Origin of the sequence: Streptomyces sp. NPDC017095 (assembly GCF_044332325.1) — a bacterium.
Lineage (GTDB): Bacteria > Actinomycetota > Actinomycetes > Streptomycetales > Streptomycetaceae > Streptomyces.
This window is the reverse complement of record NZ_JBIROU010000002.1, coordinates 682,874-705,928: the sequence shown is the minus strand read 5'-3', so window position 1 is coordinate 705,928 and position 23,055 is coordinate 682,874. Positions and strand designations below refer to the sequence as shown.

Sequence of the window (23,055 nt, the reverse complement as noted above, 5' to 3'; positions counted from 1 at the left end):
CGCCGATGGTACTGCAGGGGGGACCCTGTGGGAGAGTAGGACACCGCCGAACAATTCTTGAGGAAACCCCCGCACTCCGGTGCGGGGGTTTTCTGCGTTGTACGGCCTTTGCATGGCCTTTCTGCCCCGAAAAATGGGGCGGTGGCGGACGCGGCCAGAAGCCTCAGAGCCGGCCCGCCGCTTTCAAAGCCAGATACGCGTCCGCAAGGGCCGGCGCCAACTCCTCCGGAGTCGCGTCCACCACCGTCACCCCGTGACGGCGGAGCTGTTCCGCGGTGCGCTGGCGCTCGTTCTGCGCCTGCGCCGCTGCCGCCGCCTCGTACACGGCCTCCGGAGTCCCGCGGGCCTGGGCCATACGGGCGACATACGGATCCGCCACCGAGGCCACCAGAACCGTGTGCCGCTGTGTGAGCTGCGGAAGCACGGGAAGCAGCCCCTGCTCCACCGGTGCCGCGTCCAATGTCGTCAGGAGCACGATCAGAGACCGACGGGGCGCGGCGCGCAGCGCGGTGGCGGCGAGGCCACGGGCATGCGTCTCCACCAGTTCCGGTTCCAGCGCGGCCATCGCGTTCACCAGAGAAGGCAGCACGTCCCCCGCCGACCGGCCCTGCACCAGGGCGCGTACCCGGCGGTCGTACGCCAGCAGTGCCACCCGGTCACCGGCGCGTGAGGCGAGCGCGGCGAGCAGCAGGGCGGCGTCCATCGAGGCGTCCAGCCGCGGGACGTCGCCCACCCGGCCGGCCGAGGTGCGGCCCGTGTCCAGGACCAGCAGGATGTGCCGGTCCCGCTCGGGCCGCCAGGTGCGGACGGCGACCGCGGACTGCCTGGCCGTGGCCCGCCAGTCGATCGAGCGGGTGTCGTCTCCCGGGACGTACTCGCGCAGACTGTCGAACTCCGTCCCCTCGCCCCGGGTCAGCGCACTGGTGCGGCCGTCCAGTTCCCTCAGTCGGGCGAGTTTCGAGGGTAGGTGCTTGCGGCTCGTGAACGGGGGCATCACCCGTACCGTCCAGGGCACGGTGTGGGCGCCCTGGCGGGTGAACAGCCCGAGGGGGCCGTAGGAGCGGATGGTCACGCGGTCGGCCTGGCGGTCGCCACGGCGGGTGGGGTGCAGCCGGGTCGTCACGCGCCGGCGCTCGCCCGGGGGCACGGTCAGCCGGTGCCGGGACGCCTCCGCCTCGGTGCCCGGCTGCCAGCTGCTCGGCGGCCAGGCGTCGCGGAGCCGGGCGCGCAGCGGGCGGTTGCCGGGGTTGGTGACCGTGAGCGTCACGTCCGCGGTCTCGCCGAGACGGACGGTGGTGTCACCGGAGCGGGTCAGCCGCAGCCGGCGTACCGGTGCGGCCAGGGCCCAGTCGCAGGCGCAGGCCAGGGCCAGGGAGCCGTTCACCGCGAGGATGCCCGTCCAGCCTGGTTCCAGGATGCCGACGGGGAGGGAGCCGAGGGCCGCGAGGAGGGCGGCGCGGCCGGTGAGTGCCATCAGCGGGGGACCGGGACGTGGGCGAGGATGGCGTTGACGACCGAGTCGGCGGTCACACCCTCCATCTCCGCCTCGGGTCGCAGCCGGACACGGTGCCGCAGCGTCGGCAGGGCCAGGGCCTTCACATCGTCCGGGATGACGTAGTCGCGGCCCGTCAGCCAGGCCCAGGCGCGCGAGGTCGCGAGGAGGGCGGTGGCGCCGCGCGGGGAGACGCCGAGCGAGAGGGACGGCGACTCGCGGGTGGCGCGGCAGAGGTCCACGACGTAGGCGGTGATCTCGGGTGACACGGCCGTCTTGGCGACCGCGGCGCGGGCCGCCGCCAGATCGGCGGCTCCGGCGACCGGCCGTACGCCGGCGGCGCTGAGGTCGCGCGGGTCGAATCCCGAGGCGTGCCGGGTCAGGACGTCGATCTCGTCCTGGCGGGAGGGCAGGGGGATGGTGAGTTTGAGCAGGAAGCGGTCGAGCTGGGCTTCGGGGAGCGGGTAGGTGCCCTCGTACTCGACCGGGTTCTGGGTCGCGGCGACGAGGAACGGCTCGGGAAGCGGCCGCGGGGTGCCGTCGACCGTGACCTGGCGTTCCTCCATGGCCTCCAGGAGCGAGGACTGGGTCTTGGGCGGGGTGCGGTTGATCTCGTCCGCGAGGAGCAGGTTGGTGAAGACCGGGCCGGGCTGGAACGAGAACTCGGCGGTGCGGGTGTCGTAGACGAGGGAGCCGGTGATGTCGCTCGGCATCAGGTCCGGGGTGAACTGGACGCGCTTGGTGTCGAGTTCCAGTGCGGACGCGAGGGCGCGGACGAGCAACGTTTTGGCGACTCCGGGGACTCCTTCAAGGAGAACGTGTCCACGGCACAGGAGGGCGACGACGAGGCCGGTCACGGCGGGGTCCTGGCCGACCACGGCTTTGGCGATCTCGGTGCGCAGGGCTTCCAGGGAGGCGCGGGCGGTGTCCGCGTCCCCACCCCGCGCGGCGTTGTCAGCGGTCGGGTCCGTCATGAACGGCGTACCTCTCTTTCGAGGGCGTCGAGTTGGTCGGTGAGGGCGATGAGGGCCGCGTCGTCGCCGGGCGGCGGCCCGAAGAGAAGGGAGCGCAGGGGCTGTCCGTCGCGGGTGAGGCGGGCGGACACCGCGGGCAGCAGCGCCTCGGGCGTGTGCGCCTGGGCGAGGGGGACGCCGACGAGAGGGGCGAGGCGCAGGCGGGTGGCGGAGCGGAGAGCGGCCGAGGCGCGGTCGCGGGCGTCGGCCTTGCGGTAGAGGCGGGCGCGGCCCTCGGTGGTCTCGGAGGCGCGGATCGCGACGGGGAGTCTCTCGGGCACGAGCGGGCCGAAGCGGCGTGCCCGCCAGAAGGCGGCGAGAGCCGCCGCGACGAAGAGTTGCAGGGTGGCCCACAGCCAGCCCGAGGGGAGCAGGTCGAAGAGGCTCTTCCGGTCGCCGGCTGTGGTGGCGGAGGAGTCGGCGAGCGAGGGGAGGTACCAGACCAGATGAGGGCGGGAACCGAGGAGTTGCAGAGCGAGCGAGGCGTTGCCCTGCTCGTCGAGGCGGTCGTTGTAGAGGATGTCGGGCGCGCCGAGCACGACCGTGTCGCCGCCCCCGGAGGCCGCGGGGACGCGCAGCAGGGTGGCGAGGCGCTCGCTGGGGTAGCAGGACTCGGCGTCGAGGTGGGTGGTGGTGTAGCGGACGCCGCCGGTGTCGGCGGTGCCCGCGCGCCGGGCCTCGGGCAGGGCGCAGTCCGGGGCGAGCGGGGAGTCGTCGCTGGTGGCGGGGTCCGCGATGACCCCGGGAGCGAGGCGTTCGACGGACCAGACGCCGGCCGCGACCAGGATGGTGCGTCCGCCGGAGGCCGCGGTCGCCGTGTGCAGTTCGCTCTGCTGGCGGTGGGTCAGCAGGTCGGGCACGGCGACCAGCAGGGTGGTGTCCGGGCCGGCGGCCGAGCGGGCCGCGTCGAGGCGGGTGACCACGCGCGTGGACACGCCCCGCTGCGCCAGGAGTTCGGCGACGGCGCGGCTGCCGTAGGGGTCGGCGGAGCGTGGGTCCAGTTCGCCGTGGCGGGCGGTGGAGCGTACGGCGGCCATGGCGACGGCCGCGGCCAGGACGAGGACGACGGCGAGGATGATGCCGCGGGACCGGGTCCAGAGCCGACGGCCGGTGGGCGCGGTGGAGGTGCTCTCCGGCGGGGCCTCGGTGGTCACTCGGCCGCTCCCCGGCGGGTGCCGCCGGCCGGGCCGGCGGCGCCGTCGACGAGGGCCGGTCTGGTGCGTTGCAGGTCGCGGTCGAGTCCGGCCAGGCGGTGGTACGACGTCTCGCCGGCGCCGCGTCCGCCGTATGTGACGTCGTCGAACTCACGGGCGGCGGCGCGCAGTCGGTCCGCGTGGGCGGGCAGCACCCGGCCTGCCTCGGCGGCTGCTTCGTCGGCGGTGCGGCCGGGGCGCGCGTCGAGCAGGGCGCGTTCCTCCAGGGCCCGGACGATGGCGCGCATGCGTTCCTGGACGGCCTGGTTCCAGTGGCCCTGGGCCGCGTGCGCCTCGCCGGCCGCGCGGTGTTCGGCGGCGCTGCGGACCCGCTCGTCGAACAGGACCGCGGCGGAGAACGGCCGGCGGCGGGGTGTGCCGAGGCGCCACCACAGGGCGGCCAGGACGGCGATGACGAAGAGGATCACGACGAACAGGCCGGCCGCGCCGCCCGGGGTGGCCGAGGCGGCGGTGCCGAACAGCCGGCCGAGCCAGTCCCAGAACGCGTTCAGGGCGCGCTGGAGCAGGCTGGGGTCGTTCTCGTGGTACATCCGCTTGGCCAGCTCGCGCCGGGCCGCCTCCCGGGCGGGGTCCCGCGGGACGGTCACCGGCGGCTCGTCACCCGAGCCGCCGGCCGCCGGCAGCGCCCGGTGCGCCGTACGCCACAGACGCACGGCCGCGGCGGCGGTGCCCGACGGGATCGCCGCCGGGAGGACTCCCCCCGTGACGCTCACCGCATCAGCTCCCGGGGACGGGGCCGGGGGCGCCGGTGGCGTGGTCCCGGACACCGGCGGCGCGGGCCAGTTCGAGGTCGAGGGCTTCACGGCGGATGCGCTGGTCGATGTAGAGGAGCACGGTGACGCCGGCGCTGATCGGAAGGGTGAGCGTGGTGCCGATCAGGGAGCCGACGCCCCGGATGATCAGGAACACCCAGCCGACGTGTCCGCCGTCGGTGTTGAGGACGTCGGCCATGCCGTCGCCGCTCGCGGCGGCACCGATGACGGCGAACGGGATGGTCACGATCGCCGAGACGATGTTGGCGATCAGTCCGGCGAGCAACTGGATGCCGAAGATGCGCCACCAGGAGCCCCGCACCAGCTTGGCGGAGCGGCCCATGGAGGTCCGGATGCCCTGCCGTTCCAGCATCAGCGCGGGCGCGGCCAGGTAGTAGCGGACGCCCAGCCACACCGCGACCAGGACGGCGGCCAGGATGCCGAGGACCAGCAGCGCGGACCCGCCGGCGTCGCTGCCGCCGCCGGCCAGGACGAGGATGCCGGGCAGCGCCCCGACGGCGATCACCCCGGCGATGATCAGTCCGAGCAGGATGAGCAGACCGCACAGCCTGGACAGTTGCGGACGGGCCTCGCGCCAGGCCTCGCCGGTGCTGACCGGCCGGCCCAGCACGGCACGGCTGGTGATGGTCGTGAGCAGGGCGGTGGCGATGATCATGGCGGCCGCGGAGACCACCGTGACGAGACCGGTGCCGATCATGGTGTCGCGCAGGCTGCGGAACACCTCGCCGGGCGTGGCGGTCCGGCTGTCCAGTGCCGGGCCGGCGAGGGCGTCGTTGAGGACGAGGCCTTGCAGGACGACCAGGCTGGTCTCGGTGAGCAGGGCGACCGCGAGCGAGATGCCGAGGACCGAGCGCCAGTAGGTGCGCATGGTGGAGACGGCGCCGTCGAGGATCTCGCCGACGCCGAGCGGGCGCAGCGGGATGACACCGGGCTTGGCGGCGGGTGGCGGTCCGCCCCAGCCGCCGCCCCAGGTCGGGGGAGCGCCGTAGCCGGCGGGCGGGCCCGCGTAGCCGCCGGACCCCGGGCCGCCGGGGTGGTGAGCGCCGGGGTGCGGGCCGCCCCAGCCGGGGCCGGGCGGTGCGGGCGGCGGGGCCTGGTGCGGGCTCGGGGCACCGGTGGGTGCCGACCACTGGCCGGGTGGCGGCTGCTCCTTGGACCATTTCCCGCCCGGTCCCTGCGGTTCCGCACCCGGCTGCGGCGCGGGCTCGGCGGGGCCGGACGCGCCGGGTTCCCGCCCCTCGGGCGACGGGGCGGATCCGGGCGAGGCCCAGCCCGGAGTGTCTGTCATCGAAGCTCCTTCTCGGTGCCCGTCCGCGGTCGCCGCGGCGGGTTGGCAGCCATCGTGCCATGGGCCGGTCGGCGCGGGACCGGCCACGGTGAGGGCCGGACTCCTTCAATTGTCCGCCGGATCCGGGGAAGACTGTCGGCATGGCTGATCAGCAGGCGCGTACCGGTGAGGACAAGCGGCCGGCCGAGATACCGGCGATCCGATGGGAGGAGCCACCGGAAGGGCCCGTGCTGGTCCTTCTCGACCAGACGAGGCTCCCGGCCGAAGAGGTGGAGCTGGTGTGCACGGACGCGCCGGCGCTGGTGGAGGCGATCCGTTCGCTCGCCGTGCGCGGGGCGCCGCTGCTCGGGATCGCGGGCGCGTACGGCGTCGCGCTCGCCGCTGCACGCGGCTTCGACGTGTCGGAGGCGGCGCGCGCGCTGGAAGGAGCCAGGCCCACCGCGGTGAACCTGTCCGTCGGGGTGCACCGGGCGGAGTCCGCGTACCGGACGGCGCTGGCCGGGACCGGCGATCCCACCGCCGCCGCCGTGGCGGCGCTGGCCGCGGCGCGGGCGCTGCACCGGGAGGACGCCGAGGCCAGCACCCGGATGGCGGCGCACGGTCTGGCGCTGCTGGAGGAAGTGCTGCCGGCCGGCGGGCACCGGATTCTGACGCACTGCAACACCGGGGCGCTGGTGTCGGGCGGGGAGGGTACGGCCTTCGCGGTGGCGCTCGCCGCGCACCGGACGGGCCGGTTGCGGCGGCTGTGGGTGGACGAGACCCGTCCGCTGCTCCAGGGCGCGCGTCTGACGGCGTACGAGGCGGCCCGCAGGGGCATGTCGTACACCCTGCTCACCGACAACGCGGCGGGCTCGCTGTTCGCGGCGGGCGAGGTGGACGCGGTGCTGGTCGGGGCGGACCGGATCGCGGCCGACGGTTCGGTGGCGAACAAGGTCGGAAGCTATCCGCTGGCCGTGCTCGCCCGGTACCACCATGTGCCGTTCATCGTGGTCGCGCCGGTGACGACGATCGACCCGGACACTCCCGACGGGGCGTCCATCGAGGTCGAGCAGCGTCCCGGCTTCGAGGTCACCGAGGTCATGGCGCCGCAGGTGCCGGTGACGGGAGCGGGCGGCGGGGTCCCGGTGGCGCCGCTGGGGACGCAGGCGTACAACCCGGCGTTCGACGTGACGCCGCCCGAACTGGTGACGGCGATCGTCACCGAGGAGGGAGCCGTGTCCCCCGTCACCGCCGAGGCCCTCGCCGGCCTCTGCGCCCGGTCACGCCAGACGGCCGCCGGCTGACCGCGCCGCCATGAGAAAGAGGGGGCGGTGCGTGGGGCGTACGCCGCGCACGGCTTGACGCGTCCGCGTGCGAGACCTGGACGCCAGGCGCCGGGTCTGCCCGGCACCGCCTCCTCACTCGCTCCCTGTCGTACGGAACGGCTGCCCGGGGAGCCGGGGTGGTGTCCGCCTGGCCGGTCGGGAGGAGCCGGTGGCCGGATGCCCGGGCCTGACCTTCACCGCTGACATCGATGCCGACGGGCAGGGGCAGACAGTGACGGTCCCCTACGACTATCGTCACGGGCCAGTGACCTCGCTCACCAGCGCCTCTGTCACTGTTACGAGAATGGGATGATGTCGTTTATGAAGGGACGAGTCCTTGTCGTCGACGACGACACCGCACTGGCCGAGATGCTCGGCATCGTGTTGCGTGGTGAAGGTTTTGAGCCGTCTTTCGTAGCCGACGGCGACAAGGCGCTGGCCGCTTTCCGTGAGAGCAAGCCCGATCTGGTGCTGCTCGACCTGATGCTGCCCGGACGGGACGGCATCGAGGTGTGCCGGCTGATCCGGGCGGAGTCCGGGGTGCCGATCGTGATGCTCACGGCCAAGAGCGACACCGTCGACGTCGTCGTGGGCCTGGAGTCGGGCGCCGACGACTACATCGTGAAGCCGTTCAAGCCCAAGGAGCTGGTCGCCCGAATCCGGGCGCGGCTGCGCAGGTCCGAGGAGCCGGCGCCGGAGCAGCTCACCATAGGTGACCTGGTCATCGACGTCGCCGGGCACTCGGTGAAGCGGGACGGGCAGTCGATCGCGCTGACGCCGCTGGAGTTCGACCTGCTGGTCGCGCTCGCGCGCAAGCCGTGGCAGGTGTTCACCCGTGAGGTGCTGCTGGAGCAGGTGTGGGGCTACCGGCACGCGGCCGACACCCGGCTCGTCAACGTGCACGTCCAGCGGCTGCGCTCCAAGGTCGAGAAGGACCCGGAGCGGCCGGAGATCGTGGTGACCGTCCGTGGTGTCGGTTACAAGGCCGGGCCGAGCTGACATGTCCGGGGACAGCGCCGCTTCGGCTCCCGGCGGACCCGGGACCCGTCCGGGGCGGCCTGTCGGCCGGACGGCGACGGGTGCGCGGGTGAGGAGCCTGATCGAGGGCGGACTGCAGCGGGGCGGTGTCCAGGGCAGTCCGGTCCTGCGGCTGCTGCTGCGCTGGGTGCGCCGTCCGCTGCTGCCCGTGATGCGGCTGTGGCGGCGCAACATCCAGCTCCGGGTCGTCGCGACGACCCTGGTGATGTCGCTGGGTGTCGTCCTGCTGCTCGGTTTCGTCGTGATCGGGCAGGTGCGCAACGGCCTGCTCGACGCGAAGGTGAAGGCGTCGCAGAGCCAGGCCACGGGCGGGTTCGCGGTGGCCAGGCAGAAGGCGGCCGAGGCGGTGAGCGCCGCGGACGCCGCCGGCGGCACCGGTGACGGCACGGCGACCGCGGACGGACGGCAGTCGCAGAACGTCATCCAGTGGATGAGCGATCTCGTGGAGTCGCTGTCCAGCGGCGGCGCGGGCGCCTTCGACGTGGTCACGCTCCCCGTCGGCGACGACAGCGGCGGCGGACGCAGCCCGCGCGGTTCCGGGAACGTCAACCCGGCCTCCAGCGTCCCCGCCGGTCTGCGCGAGCGGGTGAACAGCGGTACGACGGCCGTGCAGAGCAACACGCGGATCGTGTACTTCGGCGGCAAGGAGTCGCAGCCGGGGCTGGCCATCGGCAAGCAGGTCAGCGACCCCAACGGCCGCCCGTACGAGCTGTACTACCTCTTCCCGCTCACGCAGGAGGAGAAGTCCCTGAGCCTGGTCAAGGGCACCCTGGCCACGGCGGGACTGTTCGTCGTCGTGCTGCTCGGCGCCATCGCCTGGCTGGTGGTGCGGCAGGTCGTCACGCCGGTGCGGATGGCGGCCGGGATCGCGGAGCGGCTGTCCGCCGGGCGGCTGCAGGAGCGGATGAAGGTCACCGGCGAGGACGACATCGCGCGCCTGGGCGAGGCCTTCAACAAGATGGCGCAGAACCTCCAGGTCAAGATCCAGCAGCTGGAGGACCTGTCGCGGATGCAGCGGCGGTTCGTCTCCGACGTCTCGCACGAGTTGCGCACCCCGCTGACCACGGTCCGGATGGCCGCCGACGTCATCCACGAGGCACGCGAGGACTTCGACCCGGTGACCGCGCGGTCGGCCGAGCTGCTCGCCGACCAGCTGGACCGGTTCGAGTCGCTGCTCGCGGACCTGCTGGAGATCAGCCGTTTCGACGCCGGTGCCGCGGCCCTGGAGGCAGAGCCGATAGACCTCCGGGAGGTCGTGCGGCGGGTGGTGAGCGGCGCCGAGCCGCTCGCCGAGCGCAAGGGCACGCGCATCCGGGTGGCCGGCGACCAGCAGCCCGTCGTCGCCGAGGCGGACGCCCGGCGCGTGGAGCGCGTCCTGCGCAACCTCGTCGTCAACGCGGTCGAGCACGGCGAGGGCAGGGACGTCGTGGTCAAGCTGGCCGCCGCGGGCGGGGCGGTGGCCGTCGCCGTACGGGACTACGGCGTGGGCCTGAAGCCCGGGGAGGCGACCCGGGTGTTCAGCCGCTTCTGGCGGGCCGATCCGGCCCGCGCGCGGACCACGGGCGGTACCGGCCTCGGCCTGTCGATCGCCCTGGAGGACGCGCGGCTGCACGGCGGCTGGCTGCAGGCCTGGGGCGAGCCGGGCGGCGGCTCCCAGTTCCGGTTGACGCTGCCGAGGACCGCGGACGAGCCGCTGCGGGGCTCGCCGATACCGCTGGAGCCCAAGGACTCGCGCCGCAACCGCGGCCTGGACGACGCCGGTGCGCCGCGCCGGGACGAGGAGAAGCGGGCCACCGTTCCGGTGCAGCAGGGCGGCCCGCAGGCGCCCGCGCTGCCGCCCCGGACGTCGGCCGCGCCGCGGCTGGCCACCGGCACCCCGGCCACCGACCCGACCGCGTTGCCCGGCAACGGCAACGGCGCGCGCGTGGTGCCCCGGCCCACCGGAGGCGCCCGGCGTCCCGGGGACGGGCCGGCCGCACGCCCGGCGCCCGGCCACGGCGCGGGCCGGCCGGACGCGGCCACGCCGCAGGACTCGACCGAGCCAGGGGAGGCTTTTCGTGGCCGCTGACCGCGAGGGGGGCGCACGGCGGCGGCCGGGGCGCGCGGTGGCGTACGCCGCCTTGGGCACCGTCCTGCTGGCCGGGTGCGCCTCGATGCCCGACAGCGGGGACCTGCGGGATGTGGAGTCCACGCCGCGGCAGGACACCGGGGTGCGGGTGTTCGCCATGCCGCCGGCCGACGGCGCCGGCCCGGGCGAGATCATGCAGGGCTTCCTGGAGGCGCTGACCAGTGACGACCCGGAGTACGACACGGCGCGCAAGTACCTGACGAACGACGCGGCGCGCACCTGGCGGCCGGAACGCTCGACCATGGTCCTGGCGAACGGGCCGAGCATCGAGACCGACTGCAGTCCGGGCGGCCGGGAGGAGACCAACAGCGTCACCTGTGTGCTGACCGGCAGCCGGGTCGCCACGGTCGACACACAGCAGGCGTACCAGCCCGCCCAGGGCTCCTACCGCAAGAAGCTGCACCTGACGAAGAATCACGGGAACGGGCAGTGGCGCATCGACGGGCTGCCCGACGGCGTCGTCATGGGCAAGTCGGACTTCCAGCGGAACTACACGTCCGTCGACAAGTACTACTTCGCCTCCAATACGGCGGTCGGGGAGAGCGGACAGCCGGTGGCGGTCGCCGACCCGGTGTTCGTGCGCAGCAAGGTGGACCCGACGACCCAGCTGGTCCGGTCGCTGCTGAACGGGCCCACCACCTGGCTCGGGCCGGTGGTCAGGTCCAGCTTCCCGACCGGTACGGCGCTGCGCGGGAGCGCGTCCGGGCTGACACCGGACGACGAGAACAAGCTGACCGTGCCGCTGAACCTCAAGCCGTCCCACGTCGCGGCGGGCAAGTGCACCGAGATGGCGGCACAGGTGCTGTTCACCGTGCGGAACCTGGCGCCGACCCTGAAGTCGGTGGAACTGCGCGGGACCGGCGACCACCGGCTGTGCGAGCTGTCCGCGGAGCGCGCCGAGAGCACCGCCTGGCACGGGTCGTCCAAGCGCCCCGAGTACGTCTACTTCATCGACGGCAGGCACCGGGTGGTCCGGATGCCGACCGTGAGCACCGGCACGGGCTCCGTTCCGGTGCCGGGCCCGCTGGGCGAGGGCGACAATCCGCTGCAGTCGGTGGCGGTGTCGCGGGACGAGCACACCGCGGCCGGGGTCGGTGACGCGGGCGGATCGCTGTACGTGGCCTCGCTGGCGTCGGGCGGTTCGCTCGGCGAGCCGCTGGTGACCAGCGACGGGGCGAGCCCGGACGAACGGCTGACCACCCCGAGCTGGGACGCCCGCGGCGATCTGTGGGTGGCCGACCGGGATCCGCGCGACTCGCGGCTGTTCGTGCGGGAACAGGGCGGCGACAAGGCGGAGCGGGTCGCCGTCCCGGACCTGCACGGGCAGATCCAGGACGCGCGGGTGGCCGCCGACGGCGCACGGATCGCGCTGGTCGTGGCGAAGGACGGCAAGCAGTCCCTGTTCATCGGTCGCATCCAGCGCGACGAGGCAACCGGGCAGGGCGTCTCGGTGGACGGGCTGCGGCCGGCGACACCGGACCTGGAGCAGGTCAGCGCCATCTCCTGGGCCGGGGACAGCAGGCTGCTGGTGGTCGGTCAGGAGCAGGGCGGCGTGCAGCAGATGCGGTACGTGCAGGCCGACGGGTCCACGCTCGACGGCCCGGCACCGGGCGCGCTGACCAGCGTCAAGGCGATCGCCGCGGCCGAGGACGAGCGGGTGCCGCTGGTGGCCTGCTCCGAGGACGGGATCGTACGGCTGCCGGCCGGGGCGCAGTGGCAGAAGGTCGACAAGGACGGAACGGCCCCGGTCTACCCCGGCTGACCACGGAACGGCCCCGGTCTACCCGGCTGACCACGCGTCCCGCCCGCTGGTCCGCGTTGTCCACAGGCGGTTGTCCACAGGGGTGGCGGGCCGGCCGCCGAGTGGGCACAGTGGTGGTCATGCGGGGGTGGTGGCAGGACCTCACCGACCTGGTGCTGCCGGCCGACTGCGCGGGCTGCGGCGCACCGCGTACGGCCCTGTGCCCGCGGTGCCGGGCCATGCTGCACGGGTGTGTGCCGCGGCGCGCGCGGCCGGTGCCGGAGCCGGCCGGGCTGCCGGTGGTGCACGCGGTGGCGCCGTACGCGACGGAGGTGCGCTCGCTCCTGCTCGCGCACAAGGAGCGGGGCGCCCTGGCCCTGGCGGGACCGCTGGGCGCGGTGCTGGCCCGGGCGGTGCGGGCGAGCCTCGGTGAGGCCGGTGAGGGCGCGGCCGAAGGTGGCGGGGGCCGGTGCGGCGAGGGCCGCGCAGGCGAGGGCCGCGCAGGCGCGGGCCCCGGCGCGGCTCGCGGTGCGGGGCGTGACGGCCCGCATCTCGGAAACGGCGGCGGTGACTCAGAGGACCTGGGACAGCTGGGTGACTCGGGTGGTGCCGGGGCGGCGGGGCGGGCCTGGCGGCGGCCCGTGCTGCTGGTGCCCGTGCCCTCCGCCCGGTGGGCCGTGCGGGCGCGGGGGCACGATCCGGTGCGGCGGATGGCGCTCGCGGCGGCCCGGGAACTGCGGCGCGCCGGGACGCCGGCCCGGGTGGCGGCCGTGCTGCGCCAGCGGCGGGCCGTCGCCGACCAGACCGGACTGGACGCGCGGCGGCGCCTGGCCAACCTCGCCGGCGCACTGGAGGTCACCCCGGGCGCCGGGCGGCTGCTCGGCGAGGGCGGCCTCGTGCTCGTCGACGACCTCATGACGACGGGCGCCAGTCTCGCGGAGGCGGCGCGGGCCCTGCGGGAGGGCCGGCGGACCGCGATGTCCCGGGGCGATGACGAAACGGCTGTGTATCGGGCCATAACCCGGGAAGGTAGGGAGGAACGACAGATCGGTGTACGGCCGGAGAGGAGAGAGTCGGTGCACGGTGCATCAAGAAAGACGCTGCCGAACGCCCCCGGGTGGATGCCGCGGGCCGTCGTGATCGCCGCCCCCGCCGATTCTCTGGAAATAACCAGGAACTGACCATCGACGTGCATCGTTGCAGGTAGTGAGAGCCTCAATTCACCTGAACGGAGGTGCGGGGCGGTAGAGGGTGACGACATCCGTCCGGGCGAGATATGTTCGGTTGTGAGGAAAGGCGCAGGCCACACCTCGCATATCCGAATGCCGCGCTGCGGGTTTTCACTATCACCCGTGTCGGTGGGGTGGAGATCTCGCCCACGGGGGAGGAGGAGGTGGAAGTCACCGAGTCCGAGGTCCGGTGCTCACCGGACCTGGTGCGAAAGGGAGACGCTCCGCCGGCGCGGTGGAGCGATCCGGGAACGGAGTTCTGCGTGGACATCGTCGTCAAGGGCCGCAAGACCGAGGTGCCCGAGCGGTTCCGCAAGCACGTGGCCGAGAAGCTGAAGCTGGAGAAGATCCAGAGGCTCGATGCCAAGGTGATCAGCCTCGACGTCGAGGTGTCCAAGGAGCCCAACCCCCGACAGGCCGACCGCTGTGACCGAGTGGAGATCACGCTCCGCTCCCGCGGTCCGGTGATCCGGGCGGAGGCGGCGGCCAGCGACCCGTACGCCGCACTCGACCTGGCGGCGGAGAAGCTGGACGCGCGGCTGCGCAAGCAGCACGACAAGCGGTTCTCCCGCCGAGGCGCGCGCCGGATCTCGGCGGCGGAGGTCCCCGACCACGTCCCGGACGCGGTGACCCTGAACGGCGACGGCCTCCCCGTCCACGACGAGGAGACGGACGGGGTGCCGACCAAGAGGATCGGCCCGCTGGAGGTCAAGGGCGAAGGCCCCCTCGTCGTCCGCGAGAAGACCCACGTCGCCTCCCCGATGAGCCTCGACCAGGCCCTGTACGAGATGGAACTGGTCGGTCACGACTTCTACTTGTTCGTCGACTCCGAGACGAAGGAACCGAGCGTCGTCTACCGCCGGCACGCCTACGACTACGGCGTGATCCACCTCAGCACGGATCCGATGGTCGCCGAGGCGGAGACCTCCGCGGCGGGCGGCACGCTGGGCGGCTGACCCCGCCCGGCCGAAGCCGAGCCGGTGCCCCTGGAGCGCGTGTGCGCCCCCAGGGGCACCAGTGTGCGACCACTTCGCGTCCCACATGGCACCCCGGGGCCGGCCAGGCATGGAATCATGGCCGCACCGGCCCAACCGGTGGGCCGTTGCCTTGGGTTGGCGATGGCACAGGACCACAGGCCACAGCCTTCAGGGGGAGGAACGATGGCGGACACCTTCGGACCGATGCGGGACGGAGGCGCCGGCGACGACACCGCCGGCCGCGGCCCGGCCGCGGAATCGTCTCGCAAGGAGCCGATCAGAGTCCTGGTCGTGGACGACCACGCCCTCTTCCGGCGCGGCCTGGAGATCGTGCTGGCGGCCGAGGAGGACATCCAGGTCGTCGGCGAGGCGGGCGACGGAGCCGAGGCCGTCGACAAGGCCGCCGACCTGCTGCCCGACATCGTGCTGATGGACGTCCGCATGCCCAAGCGCGGCGGGATCGAGGCCTGCACCTCCATCAAGGAGGTCGCCCCCAGCGCGAAGATCATCATGCTGACGATCAGCGACGAGGAGGCCGACCTCTACGACGCGATCAAGGCGGGCGCTACCGGATACCTCCTCAAGGAGATCTCGACCGACGAGGTGGCCACCGCCATCCGCGCGGTGGCCGACGGACAGTCGCAGATCAGCCCGTCGATGGCGTCCAAACTCCTCACCGAGTTCAAGTCGATGATCCAGCGCACCGACGAGCGCCGGCTGGTGCCCGCGCCCCGGCTCACCGACCGGGAGCTGGAGGTCCTCAAACTCGTCGCCACGGGCATGAACAACCGCGATATCGCCAAGGAGTTGTTCATCTCCGAGAACACCGTGAAGAACCACGTCCGCAACATCCTGGAGAAGCTGCAACTGCACTCCCGCATGGAGGCCGTGGTCTACGCGATGCGGGAGAAGATCCTGGAGATCCGCTAGCCGAGAAGGCCGGCGAGTTCCCTGGTGAGGGGCTCGCGCAGTTCCGGGCTGTCGGCGCGCTCGACGCGGACGTCCGTGCAGTCCACCCATGTCGCCGCCTCGGCCAGGGCCTGCGCGACGGCCGGGACCGCCTTCGGCCCGGCCAGCGTGACCTGCTTGGCCACCAGCGTGCGGCCCTCGCGCGCCGGGTCGACCCGCCCGACCAGCCGGCCGCCGGCGAGCACCGGCATCGCGAAGTACCCGTGCACCCGCTTGGGCTTGGGGACGTACGCCTCCAGCCGGTGGGTGAAGCCGAAGATCCGCTCCGTGCGCGCCCGCTCCCAGATCAGGGAGTCGAAAGGGGACAGCAGCGTGGTGCGGTGCCGGCCGCGCGGCGGTGCCGCCAGGGCCGCCGGATCGGCCCAGGCCGGCCGGCCCCAGCCCTCGACCGCGACCGGCACCAGACCCGAGTCCGCGATCACCGCGTCGACCTGCTCGCCCTTGAGCCGGTGGTAGTCGGCGATGTCCGCGCGGGTGCCGACGCCGAGCGCCTCGCCCGCCAGCCGGACCAGACGGCGCAGGCACTCGGTGTCGTCCGGCTCCTGGTGCAGCAGCGCCTCCGGGATCGCGCGTTCGGCGAGGTCGTACACCCGCTTCCAGCCGCGCCGCTCCACGCACACCACCTCGCCGTACATCAGCGCGCGTTCCACGGCGACCTTCGTGCCCGACCAGTCCCACCAGTCGTTCGTCTTCTTCGCGCCGCCCAGGTCCGTGGCGGTCAGCGGGCCCTCCGCGCGGAGCTGCTTGACGACCTGCTCATAGGTGCCGTCGGGCAGTTCGTGGCTCCAGTGCGGGCGGTCGCGGTAGGCGCGGCGGCGGAAGGCGAAGTACGGCCACTCCTCGATGGGCAGGACGCAGGCCGCGTGCGACCAGTACTCGAACGCGTGCGTGCCCGTCCAGTACGCGGTGTCGACCGCCTTGCGGCCGACCGCGCCCAGCCTGGCGTACGGCACGAGTTCATGGGAGCGGGCCAGCACCGAGATCGTGTCGAGCTGGACCGCGCCGAGCCGGCGCAGCACACCGCGGACGCCCGCGCGCCGGTCGGGCGCGCCGAGCAGTCCCTGGGCCCGCAGGACGATCCGGCGGGCTTCGTCCGCGGTGAGCGTGAGGGTGGGACGCGGAAGGGTCGTCATGCTTCGGACGATAGAGGGTGCCACTGACAGGCGGCGAGGGGCGCCGGGTCCCCCGCGGACCGCGCGCGCAGAGCGGGCTCAGGCGCGCGCCGGCAGGTACGGGGCCGTGGACGGCAGACCGAGGTCCGAGGGGAGCAGGGAACCCACCCAGCAGTCGCGGCGCACCCCTTTGTTGTTGATGCCGGAGCGCAGGGTGCCCTCGACGGTGAAGCCGGCGCGTTCGGCCACCGCGCGGGAGGCGTGGTTGCCGACCTCGGCCCGCCATTCGACGCGGTCGACGCCGATCGCGGTGAAGATCCAGCGGCAGGCGGTGAGCGTGGCCTCCACGACATAGCCGCGGCCGCGGTGCTCCTTGGCCGCCCAGAAGCCGATCTCGGCGGTGCCCAGCGAGCGCATCGTCAGGGCGAGCATGCCGGTCAGCGGACCGTCGGCGAGGAACACGCCGAAGGTGAACACCGCCCCCTGCGCCCAGCCGTCCGGGGCGGTCTGTTCCGTGAAACTGATCGCGTGCTCGGGCAGGTAGGGCGAGGGGACCGTCGTCCAGCGCTGGATGTCCGGGTCCTGTACGGCCGCGTACACGGCGTCGGCGTCGCCGGGGACGACCGGACGCAGCAGGAGACGGTCCGTGGTGAGCGTGACGTGTTCCATCGCCCGATTCTGCTCGGGCCGGCCGTCCGGGGCCACGGGTTTCCGCGATGCGTGAGCAGGTGATCACAATCAGCGCAATTCCTCGCCGCGGGGCGGCACCATCCAGACGCCCCGCCCGTTGTCCTCGATGAGCAGCCGCCGGGCCGCCAGGCCTCCCGGCGTGGCCGGGTCCTCGCATACGATGGCCGTTGCTCAGTACGTCAGAAGGAAAACCGACCGTCCCAGGCCCGACCGGCAAGGAGACCAGCCCCCGTGTCCGTCCTCTCGAAGATCATGCGTGCAGGCGAAGGCAAGATCCTGCGCAAGCTGCACCGCATCGCGGACCAGGTCAACTCCATCGAAGAGGACTTCGTCGACCTCTCCGACGCCGAGCTGCGGGCCCTCACCGACGAGTACAAGCAGCGGTACGCCGACGGTGAGAGCCTGGACGACCTGCTCCCCGAGGCCTTCGCCACGGTGCGCGAGGCCGCCAAGCGCGTCCTCGGCCAGCGCCACTACGACGTGCAGATGATGGGCGGTGCCGCCCTCCACCTCGGCTATGTGGCCGAGATGAAGACCGGTGAGGGCAAGACCCTCGTCGGCACCCTGCCGGCGTACCTGAACGCCCTGTCGGGCGACGGCGTCCACCTCATCACGGTCAACGACTACCTGGCCGAGCGCGACTCCGAGATGATGGGCCGCGTCCACCGGTTCCTGGGCCTGAGCGTCGGCTGCATCCTCGCCAACATGACCCCGGCCCAGCGCCGCGAGCAGTACGCGTGCGACATCACCTACGGCACGAACAACGAGTTCGGCTTCGACTACCTGCGCGACAACATGGCGTGGGCGAAGGACGAGCTGGTGCAGCGCGGCCACAACTTCGCCATCGTGGACGAGGTCGACTCCATCCTCATCGACGAGGCCCGTACGCCGCTGATCATCTCCGGTCCGGCCGACCAGGCCACCAAGTGGTACGGCGACTTCGCCAAGCTGGTCACCCGCCTCAAGCGCGGCGAGGCGGGCAACCCGCTGAAGGGTCTCGAGGAGACCGGTGACTACGACGTCGACGAGAAGAAGCGCACGGTCGCCATCCACGAGTCCGGCGTCAGCAAGGTCGAGGACTGGCTGGGCATCGACAACCTCTACGAGTCGGTGAACACCCCGCTCGTGGGTTACCTGAACAACGCCATCAAGGCCAAGGAGCTGTTCAAGCGCGACAAGGACTACGTCGTCATCGACGGCGAGGTCATGATCGTCGACGAGCACACCGGCCGTATCCTCGCCGGCCGCCGCTACAACGAGGGCATGCACCAGGCGATCGAGGCGAAGGAAGGGGTGGACATCAAGGACGAGAACCAGACGCTCGCCACGATCACCCTGCAGAACTTCTTCCGCCTCTACAAGAAGCTCTCCGGCATGACCGGTACGGCGATGACCGAGGCCGCCGAGTTCCACCAGATCTACAAGCTGGGCGTGGTGCCGATCCCGACCAACAAGCCGATGGTCCGCAAGGACCAGTCGGACCTGATCTACCGCACCGAGGTGGCCAAGTTCGAGGCGGTCGTGGACGACATCGCCGAGAAGCACGAGAAGGGCCAGCCGATCCTGGTCGGCACCACCTCCGTGGAGAAGTCGGAGTACCTCTCGCAGCAGCTCAGCAAGCGCGGCATCCAGCACGAGGTGCTGAACGCCAAGCACCACGAGCGCGAGGCGCAGATCGTTGCGCAGGCGGGCCGCAAGGGCGCGGTGACGGTGGCCACCAACATGGCCGGCCGTGGTACGGACATCAAGCTGGGCGGCAACCCCGAGGACCTCGCCGAGGCGGAGCTGCGCCAGCGCGGCCTCGACCCCGAGGAGCACATCGAGGAGTGGGCCGCCGCGCTGCCCGCCGCCCTGGAGAAGGCCGCCGAGGCCGTCAAGGCGGAGAAGGACGAGGTCGAGGCGCTCGGCGGGCTGTACGTCCTGGGCACCGAGCGGCACGAGTCGCGCCGTATCGACAACCAGCTGCGCGGCCGTTCCGGCCGTCAGGGCGACCCGGGCGAGTCCCGGTTCTACCTCTCCCTCGGCGACGACCTGATGCGTCTGTTCAAGGCGCAGATGGTCGAGCGCGTGATGTCGATGGCGAACGTGCCGGACGACGTGCCGATCGAGAACAAGATGGTCACCCGCGCGATCGCGTCCGCGCAGTCGCAGGTCGAGACGCAGAACTTCGAGACCCGCAAGAACGTCCTGAAGTACGACGAGGTGCTCAACCGGCAGCGCGAGGTCATCTACGGCGAGCGCCGCCGCGTCCTGGAGGGCGAAGACCTGCAGGAGCAGATCCAGCACTTCATGGACGACACGATCGAGGCGTACGTCCACGCGGAGACCTCCGAGGGCTTCCCCGAGGACTGGGACCTGGACCGGCTGTGGGGCGCGTTCAAGCAGCTCTACCCGGTGAAGGTCACCATCGAGGAGCTGGAGGAGGCGGCCGGCGACCGGGCCGGTCTGACCGCCGAGTTCATCATCGAGTCCATCAAGGAAGACATCAACGAGCAGTACGCGGCCCGCGAGGCGCAGCTCGGCTCGGAGATCATGCGCGAGCTGGAGCGCCGGGTCGTGCTGTCGGTCCTGGACCGCAAGTGGCGCGAGCACCTCTACGAGATGGACTATCTCCAGGAGGGCATCGGCCTGCGCGCGATGGCGCAGAAGGACCCGCTGGTCGAGTACCAGCGCGAGGGCTTCGACATGTTCACCGCGATGATGGACGGCATCAAGGAGGAGTCCGTCGGCTATCTGTTCAACCTGGAGGTCCAGGTCGAGCAGCAGGTCGAGGAGGTCCCGGTCGAGGCGGAGGCCCAGCCGGCCGGCGAGGGCGCGCAGGACACGGTGCCGGCGCAGGCGGGCGGGCGTCCCGAGATCCGCGCGAAGGGACTGGACGTCCCGCAGCGCCGGGAACTGCACTTCTCCGCGCCGACGGTGGACGGCGAGGGCGGCATCGTCGAGCGTGACCTGGAGGACGACGAGCCGGTGCGCTCCGAGTCGGACGGCCTGACCCGCGCCGAGCGGCGGCGGCAGGCCAAGGGCGGACGGCGCCGCAAGAAGTAGGCGCGGGCGGCAGGCGCGGCCCTTGCCGTCGCCCGCGGCGCCTCGGCCGTCGGCAAGGGCCGGGTTTCCCTCCGGGGAGCCCGGCCCTTCCGCGTGGGCGCGCGGCTACCCCGGTACGGCGGCGGCCGCGTCCGCCTCGCCGCGCGGGCCCGTCTCCACCGCCGTACAGCGCCAGCGGAGGTCGGCACCGCGCTCCAGGCGGAAGGCGATGGCCCGCAGCCGGTCGCCGGCGGCGATCCGGGCGAAGACCTCCAGAGTGCCTTCGCTCGCCACGTAGTAGCCGATGTCGCGGACGACCGGACGGGCGCCGGCCGAGCGCAGGGGGCTGCGCTCGGCCAGGCGGGCCAGGTCGTCGTAGGCGCGGCCCGCCGTGTGCCGGAGCATCCAGTGGACGGGCCGCCGGCCGCTCAGCACGGCGAGCAGCCGGTCGGCGAACAGGTCGGTCGGACGGGGCTGACTCGGGGCCGTCCCCAGAGCTGTCCCCGGGGCCGTCCCCAGAGCCGTCCCCGAGACAGCCGCCGGGGCCGTCTCCTGCGCCGCGGGGGGACGGCCGGTGCGGACGGCCGCAGGCCTGCTGGGCGTGCGGGGAGGCGCGCCGCCGGGGCGGCGGGAGTCACGGCGGGTCGGCGGGCGGTGCCGCGGGCGGGACCGGGCGGTGCGGCTCATGACCTTGTTCACGGGAGTCCCCGTTCGCCGGGCCCGGTGATACCGGGCGGTAACTTGCTGGTGGGGATCTTGTACGGGGTGCGGGGCGGACCGGCAAGGAGGACACCGCGGGCGGGGCGGAGCGGGAGAATTCACCTATCAGAGTGACCCGGCGGTGCGCGGGCCCCGTGGGCGGGCGGCGGGACCGGGTGAACCGGGGGACCGGGGTTGCCGGCCCGGCGGGTGCGGGCAGGGGCCCGAAAGGGGACGGGCGCACGTATCCTGAAGGCCCTCCGGGAGACGCGCCCCGCCGCTCTCCCCGGGGTCCGAGCGGAGCCTTTGACCAGGAAAGAGCGGCCAGTATGCGCGTCTACGTCCCCCTGACCCTCCCCGCTCTCGCCGAGGCGCACAGGACGGGTGAGCTGGGGGCCGGCCCCTTCGTCGCGTACGCCGTCACGCCCGCCCTCCGCGAGTGGTACCTCTCCGAGGACATCGAGGAACTGGAGTACGCGGCGCTCAGCCGGGCCGCGCTCGCCTCGCTGCGGCTGCTGGCGGCGGACCCGGACGCGGCACGGCGCCGGGTCGTGGTCGCGGTGGACGTGCCCGACGGCGCCGCGAGCGCCGACCCGGACCGCGGACTCGACCCGGCCGCGCTCGGCGAGGTCACCGTGCGGACGTCGGTGCCGCTGGCGAAGGCGGCCGCCGTGCACGTCGACGCCGAGGACGCCGGGCCGGACGTGGCCGCGGCGGCCCGGGCGCTCGCCGCGGCGGACGGCGGGGACGACGACGCGCAGTTCGTCGTGGACGGCGCCGACGACCACGAGCTGCTGTGGTACGCCACGCAGGAGATCCCGAACCTGGTCGCCCGGGGCTGATCCGGGGCGCGGTCGCGGTGTCGGTGGCGGCGGGTACGGTCTTGGACATGGGGATGCAGACAAGCGCGCACATCGTCTGGGACTGGAACGGCACGCTGTTCCACGACAACGACGCGATCATCGGGGCGACCAACGCGGCCTTCGCCGAGCTGGGACTCGCGCCGATCACACTGGAGCAGTACCGCTCGCTGTACTGCGTGCCGGTGCCGAAGTTCTACGAGCGACTGCTCGGCCGGCTGCCGACCGACGCCGAGTGGGAGCTGATGGACGGCGTCTTCCACCGGCACTACGCCGAGCACCGGGTGCGCTGCCGGCTCACCGAGGGAGCGGAGGAACTGCTCTCCGGGTGGCGGTCGGACGGGCACAGCCAGTCGCTGCTGAGCATGTACGGGCACGAGGAACTGGTGCCGCTGGTCCAGAACCTCGGGATCGAGCCGCACTTCCTGCGGGTCGACGGGCGTACCGGGCCGTCCGGCGGCAGCAAGGCCGAGCACATGGTGCGGCACCTCCAGGCGCTGACCGGGGCGGCGCGGCCGGAGCGGACCGTGGTGATCGGGGACGCGGCGGACGACGCGGTCGCGGCGCGGTACGTGGGGGCGCGGGCCGTGCTGTACAGCGGAGGGTCGCACAGCCGCGCCAGCCTGGAGGGCGTGGGCGTACCGGTGGTGGACACACTGGAGGAGGCCGTGGCACTGGCGCGCGGCATAGCGGCGTAGCGGCCGGTCCGCTTCCGGCTCCCGGTCACTGCGGGGCTCGGGGTCGCTTCAGGCGGCTCCCGGCGGCTGCCGGTCCCTCCGGGCGGCTCCCGGCGGCCCCGCGCCGTGCTCAGTCCGCCGGGGCGGTCGTGCGCAGGATCTTCAGGAACTCCCGCATCCAGGCCGGGTGGTCCGGCCAGGCGCGGGCGGAGACCAGGGTGCCGTCGACGACCGTCTCGGCGTCCTGGAAGCCCGCTCCGGCGGCCTGCATGTCCGGTTCGAGCGCCGGGTAGGCCGTGACCCGGCGGCCCCGCAGCGAGTCGATCGCGGCGGTGAGCAGCGGGCCGTGGCAGATCTGGGCGACGGGCTTGTCCGCGTCGAAGAACGCCTTGAGGATCTTGCGCAGTTCGGGGTCGTTGCGCAGGTACTCGGGGGCCCGGCCGCCGGGGATGACGAGGGCCGCGTACGCGCCGGGGTCCACCTCGGCGAAGGACAGGTCGGCGGGCCAGGTGTAGCCGGGCTTCTCGGTGTAGGTGTCGTAGCCGGGCTCGAAGTCGTGGACGACGAAACGGAGCGTCTTGCGGGTGGGGGCCGCGATCTGGACGTCGTAGCCTTCCTCGCGCAGCCGCTGGTAGGGGTAGAGCACCTCCAGGGACTCCGCCGCGTCACCGGTGACGATGAGGATCTTCGTGGGCATGGTCGGCTCCTTCGGGGCGGACCCCGGGCTCGGCGGGGCGGCTTCCGGCACCGTGCCCCCGCCGGGCGCGCTCGCCGGGAGGACCCGTTGCCCTCCCAGGGTGCCGCAGATCCGCACCCCGGCGCCCGCG

General features: G+C 73.1%; 19 protein-coding genes. 10 read left to right on the top strand and 9 right to left on the bottom strand.

Annotated elements, in window-relative coordinates; genetic code table 11:
- Nucleotides 1-163: 163 nt before the first annotated feature.
- The 5 genes from ACH4OA_RS06145 to ACH4OA_RS06125 are packed head-to-tail and all read right to left on the bottom strand — an operon-like array spanning nt 164 to nt 5,780.
- Nucleotides 164-1,474, bottom strand: a complete 1,311-nt coding sequence (locus tag ACH4OA_RS06145; protein ID WP_397967848.1) for a DUF58 domain-containing protein — start codon at nt 1,472-1,474, stop codon at nt 164-166.
- Nucleotides 1,474-2,466, bottom strand: a complete 993-nt coding sequence (locus ACH4OA_RS06140; protein WP_397967846.1) for an AAA family ATPase — start codon at nt 2,464-2,466, stop codon at nt 1,474-1,476. The genes ACH4OA_RS06145 and ACH4OA_RS06140 overlap by 1 nt, the downstream gene beginning before the upstream one ends.
- A complete protein-coding gene (locus ACH4OA_RS06135; RefSeq protein ID WP_397967844.1) occupies nt 2,463-3,659 on the bottom strand; it encodes a DUF4350 domain-containing protein in 1,197 nt (398 codons plus the stop codon). Before ACH4OA_RS06135 ends, ACH4OA_RS06140 begins: the two co-directional genes overlap by 4 nt.
- Entirely contained in the window at nt 3,656-4,432 is a 777-nt protein-coding gene (locus tag ACH4OA_RS06130) for a DUF4129 domain-containing protein (RefSeq protein ID WP_397941313.1), read from the bottom strand. The genes ACH4OA_RS06135 and ACH4OA_RS06130 overlap by 4 nt, the downstream gene beginning before the upstream one ends.
- Nucleotides 4,433-4,436: 4 nt before the next feature.
- Nucleotides 4,437-5,780 carry a glycerophosphoryl diester phosphodiesterase membrane domain-containing protein gene (locus ACH4OA_RS06125; protein WP_397967843.1) on the bottom strand — a complete coding sequence of 448 codons (1,344 nt, stop codon included), beginning with the start codon at nt 5,778-5,780 and terminating at the stop codon, nt 4,437-4,439.
- Nucleotides 5,781-5,920: 140 nt separating this feature from the next.
- Here ACH4OA_RS06125 and mtnA point away from each other — a divergent pair, with 140 nt between their 5' ends.
- The 7 genes from mtnA to ACH4OA_RS06090 all read left to right on the top strand — a co-directional run bounded on the left by mtnA (nt 5,921) and on the right by ACH4OA_RS06090 (nt 15,127).
- Nucleotides 5,921-7,063: an S-methyl-5-thioribose-1-phosphate isomerase gene (gene mtnA / locus ACH4OA_RS06120; protein WP_397941310.1), complete on the top strand. Its 1,143-nt coding sequence runs from the start codon at nt 5,921-5,923 to the stop codon at nt 7,061-7,063.
- 330 nt (nt 7,064-7,393) lie between these two features.
- Nucleotides 7,394-8,083 (top strand): two-component system response regulator MtrA, encoded by a 690-nt coding sequence (gene mtrA, locus ACH4OA_RS06115; RefSeq protein ID WP_187279108.1) that lies wholly within the window; start codon nt 7,394-7,396, stop codon nt 8,081-8,083.
- Nucleotide 8,084: 1 nt separating this feature from the next.
- Nucleotides 8,085-10,190 (top strand): MtrAB system histidine kinase MtrB, encoded by a 2,106-nt coding sequence (gene mtrB / locus ACH4OA_RS06110; protein ID WP_397967839.1) that lies wholly within the window; start codon nt 8,085-8,087, stop codon nt 10,188-10,190.
- Entirely contained in the window at nt 10,180-12,012 is a 1,833-nt protein-coding gene (locus tag ACH4OA_RS06105) for an LpqB family beta-propeller domain-containing protein (protein ID WP_397967837.1), read from the top strand. The genes mtrB and ACH4OA_RS06105 overlap by 11 nt, the downstream gene beginning before the upstream one ends.
- A gap of 119 nt (nt 12,013-12,131) precedes the next feature.
- Nucleotides 12,132-13,172 carry a ComF family protein gene (locus ACH4OA_RS06100; protein WP_397967835.1) on the top strand — a complete coding sequence of 347 codons (1,041 nt, stop codon included), beginning with the start codon at nt 12,132-12,134 and terminating at the stop codon, nt 13,170-13,172.
- 311 nt (nt 13,173-13,483) lie between these two features.
- On the top strand, nt 13,484-14,176 hold the full coding sequence (hpf, locus tag ACH4OA_RS06095; protein WP_397967833.1) for a ribosome hibernation-promoting factor, HPF/YfiA family: 693 nt from the start codon (nt 13,484-13,486) through the stop codon (nt 14,174-14,176).
- A 204-nt stretch (nt 14,177-14,380) separates the two neighbouring features.
- Nucleotides 14,381-15,127, top strand: coding sequence for a response regulator transcription factor (locus ACH4OA_RS06090; protein WP_365881031.1), 747 nt, complete (start codon nt 14,381-14,383; stop codon nt 15,125-15,127).
- On the opposite strand, the gene ACH4OA_RS06085 is transcribed toward ACH4OA_RS06090, so the two are convergent.
- Together ACH4OA_RS06085 and ACH4OA_RS06080 are read right to left on the bottom strand one after the other, a co-directional pair.
- The gene (locus ACH4OA_RS06085; protein WP_365881029.1) at nt 15,124-16,299 is read right to left on the bottom strand and encodes a DNA glycosylase AlkZ-like family protein; all 1,176 of its coding nucleotides are present in this window, start codon (nt 16,297-16,299) and stop codon (nt 15,124-15,126) included. The genes ACH4OA_RS06090 and ACH4OA_RS06085 overlap by 4 nt on opposite strands.
- 78 nt (nt 16,300-16,377) lie before the next feature.
- A complete protein-coding gene (locus ACH4OA_RS06080) occupies nt 16,378-16,947 on the bottom strand; it encodes a GNAT family N-acetyltransferase (protein WP_397941300.1) in 570 nt (189 codons plus the stop codon).
- A 252-nt stretch (nt 16,948-17,199) separates the two neighbouring features.
- Here ACH4OA_RS06080 and secA point away from each other — a divergent pair, with 252 nt between their 5' ends.
- Nucleotides 17,200-20,013, top strand: coding sequence for a preprotein translocase subunit SecA (gene secA / locus ACH4OA_RS06075; RefSeq protein WP_365941931.1), 2,814 nt, complete (start codon nt 17,200-17,202; stop codon nt 20,011-20,013).
- A 105-nt stretch (nt 20,014-20,118) separates the two neighbouring features.
- On the opposite strand, the gene ACH4OA_RS06070 is transcribed toward secA, so the two are convergent.
- Complete coding sequence (locus tag ACH4OA_RS06070; protein WP_397941298.1) at nt 20,119-20,691, bottom strand: Rv3235 family protein; 573 nt, start codon at nt 20,689-20,691, stop codon at nt 20,119-20,121.
- 329 nt (nt 20,692-21,020) lie between these two features.
- Here ACH4OA_RS06070 and ACH4OA_RS06065 point away from each other — a divergent pair, with 329 nt between their 5' ends.
- Together ACH4OA_RS06065 and ACH4OA_RS06060 are read left to right on the top strand one after the other, a co-directional pair.
- On the top strand, nt 21,021-21,533 hold the full coding sequence (locus ACH4OA_RS06065; protein ID WP_397941296.1) for a DUF6912 family protein: 513 nt from the start codon (nt 21,021-21,023) through the stop codon (nt 21,531-21,533).
- Between the two features lie 47 nt (nt 21,534-21,580).
- Nucleotides 21,581-22,249, top strand: a complete 669-nt coding sequence (locus tag ACH4OA_RS06060; protein ID WP_397941295.1) for an HAD family hydrolase — start codon at nt 21,581-21,583, stop codon at nt 22,247-22,249.
- 109 nt (nt 22,250-22,358) lie between these two features.
- Here ACH4OA_RS06060 and ACH4OA_RS06055 read toward each other — a convergent pair whose 3' ends face one another.
- Entirely contained in the window at nt 22,359-22,925 is a 567-nt protein-coding gene (locus ACH4OA_RS06055; protein WP_365883086.1) for a DJ-1/PfpI family protein, read from the bottom strand.
- Nucleotides 22,926-23,055 lie beyond the last annotated feature (130 nt).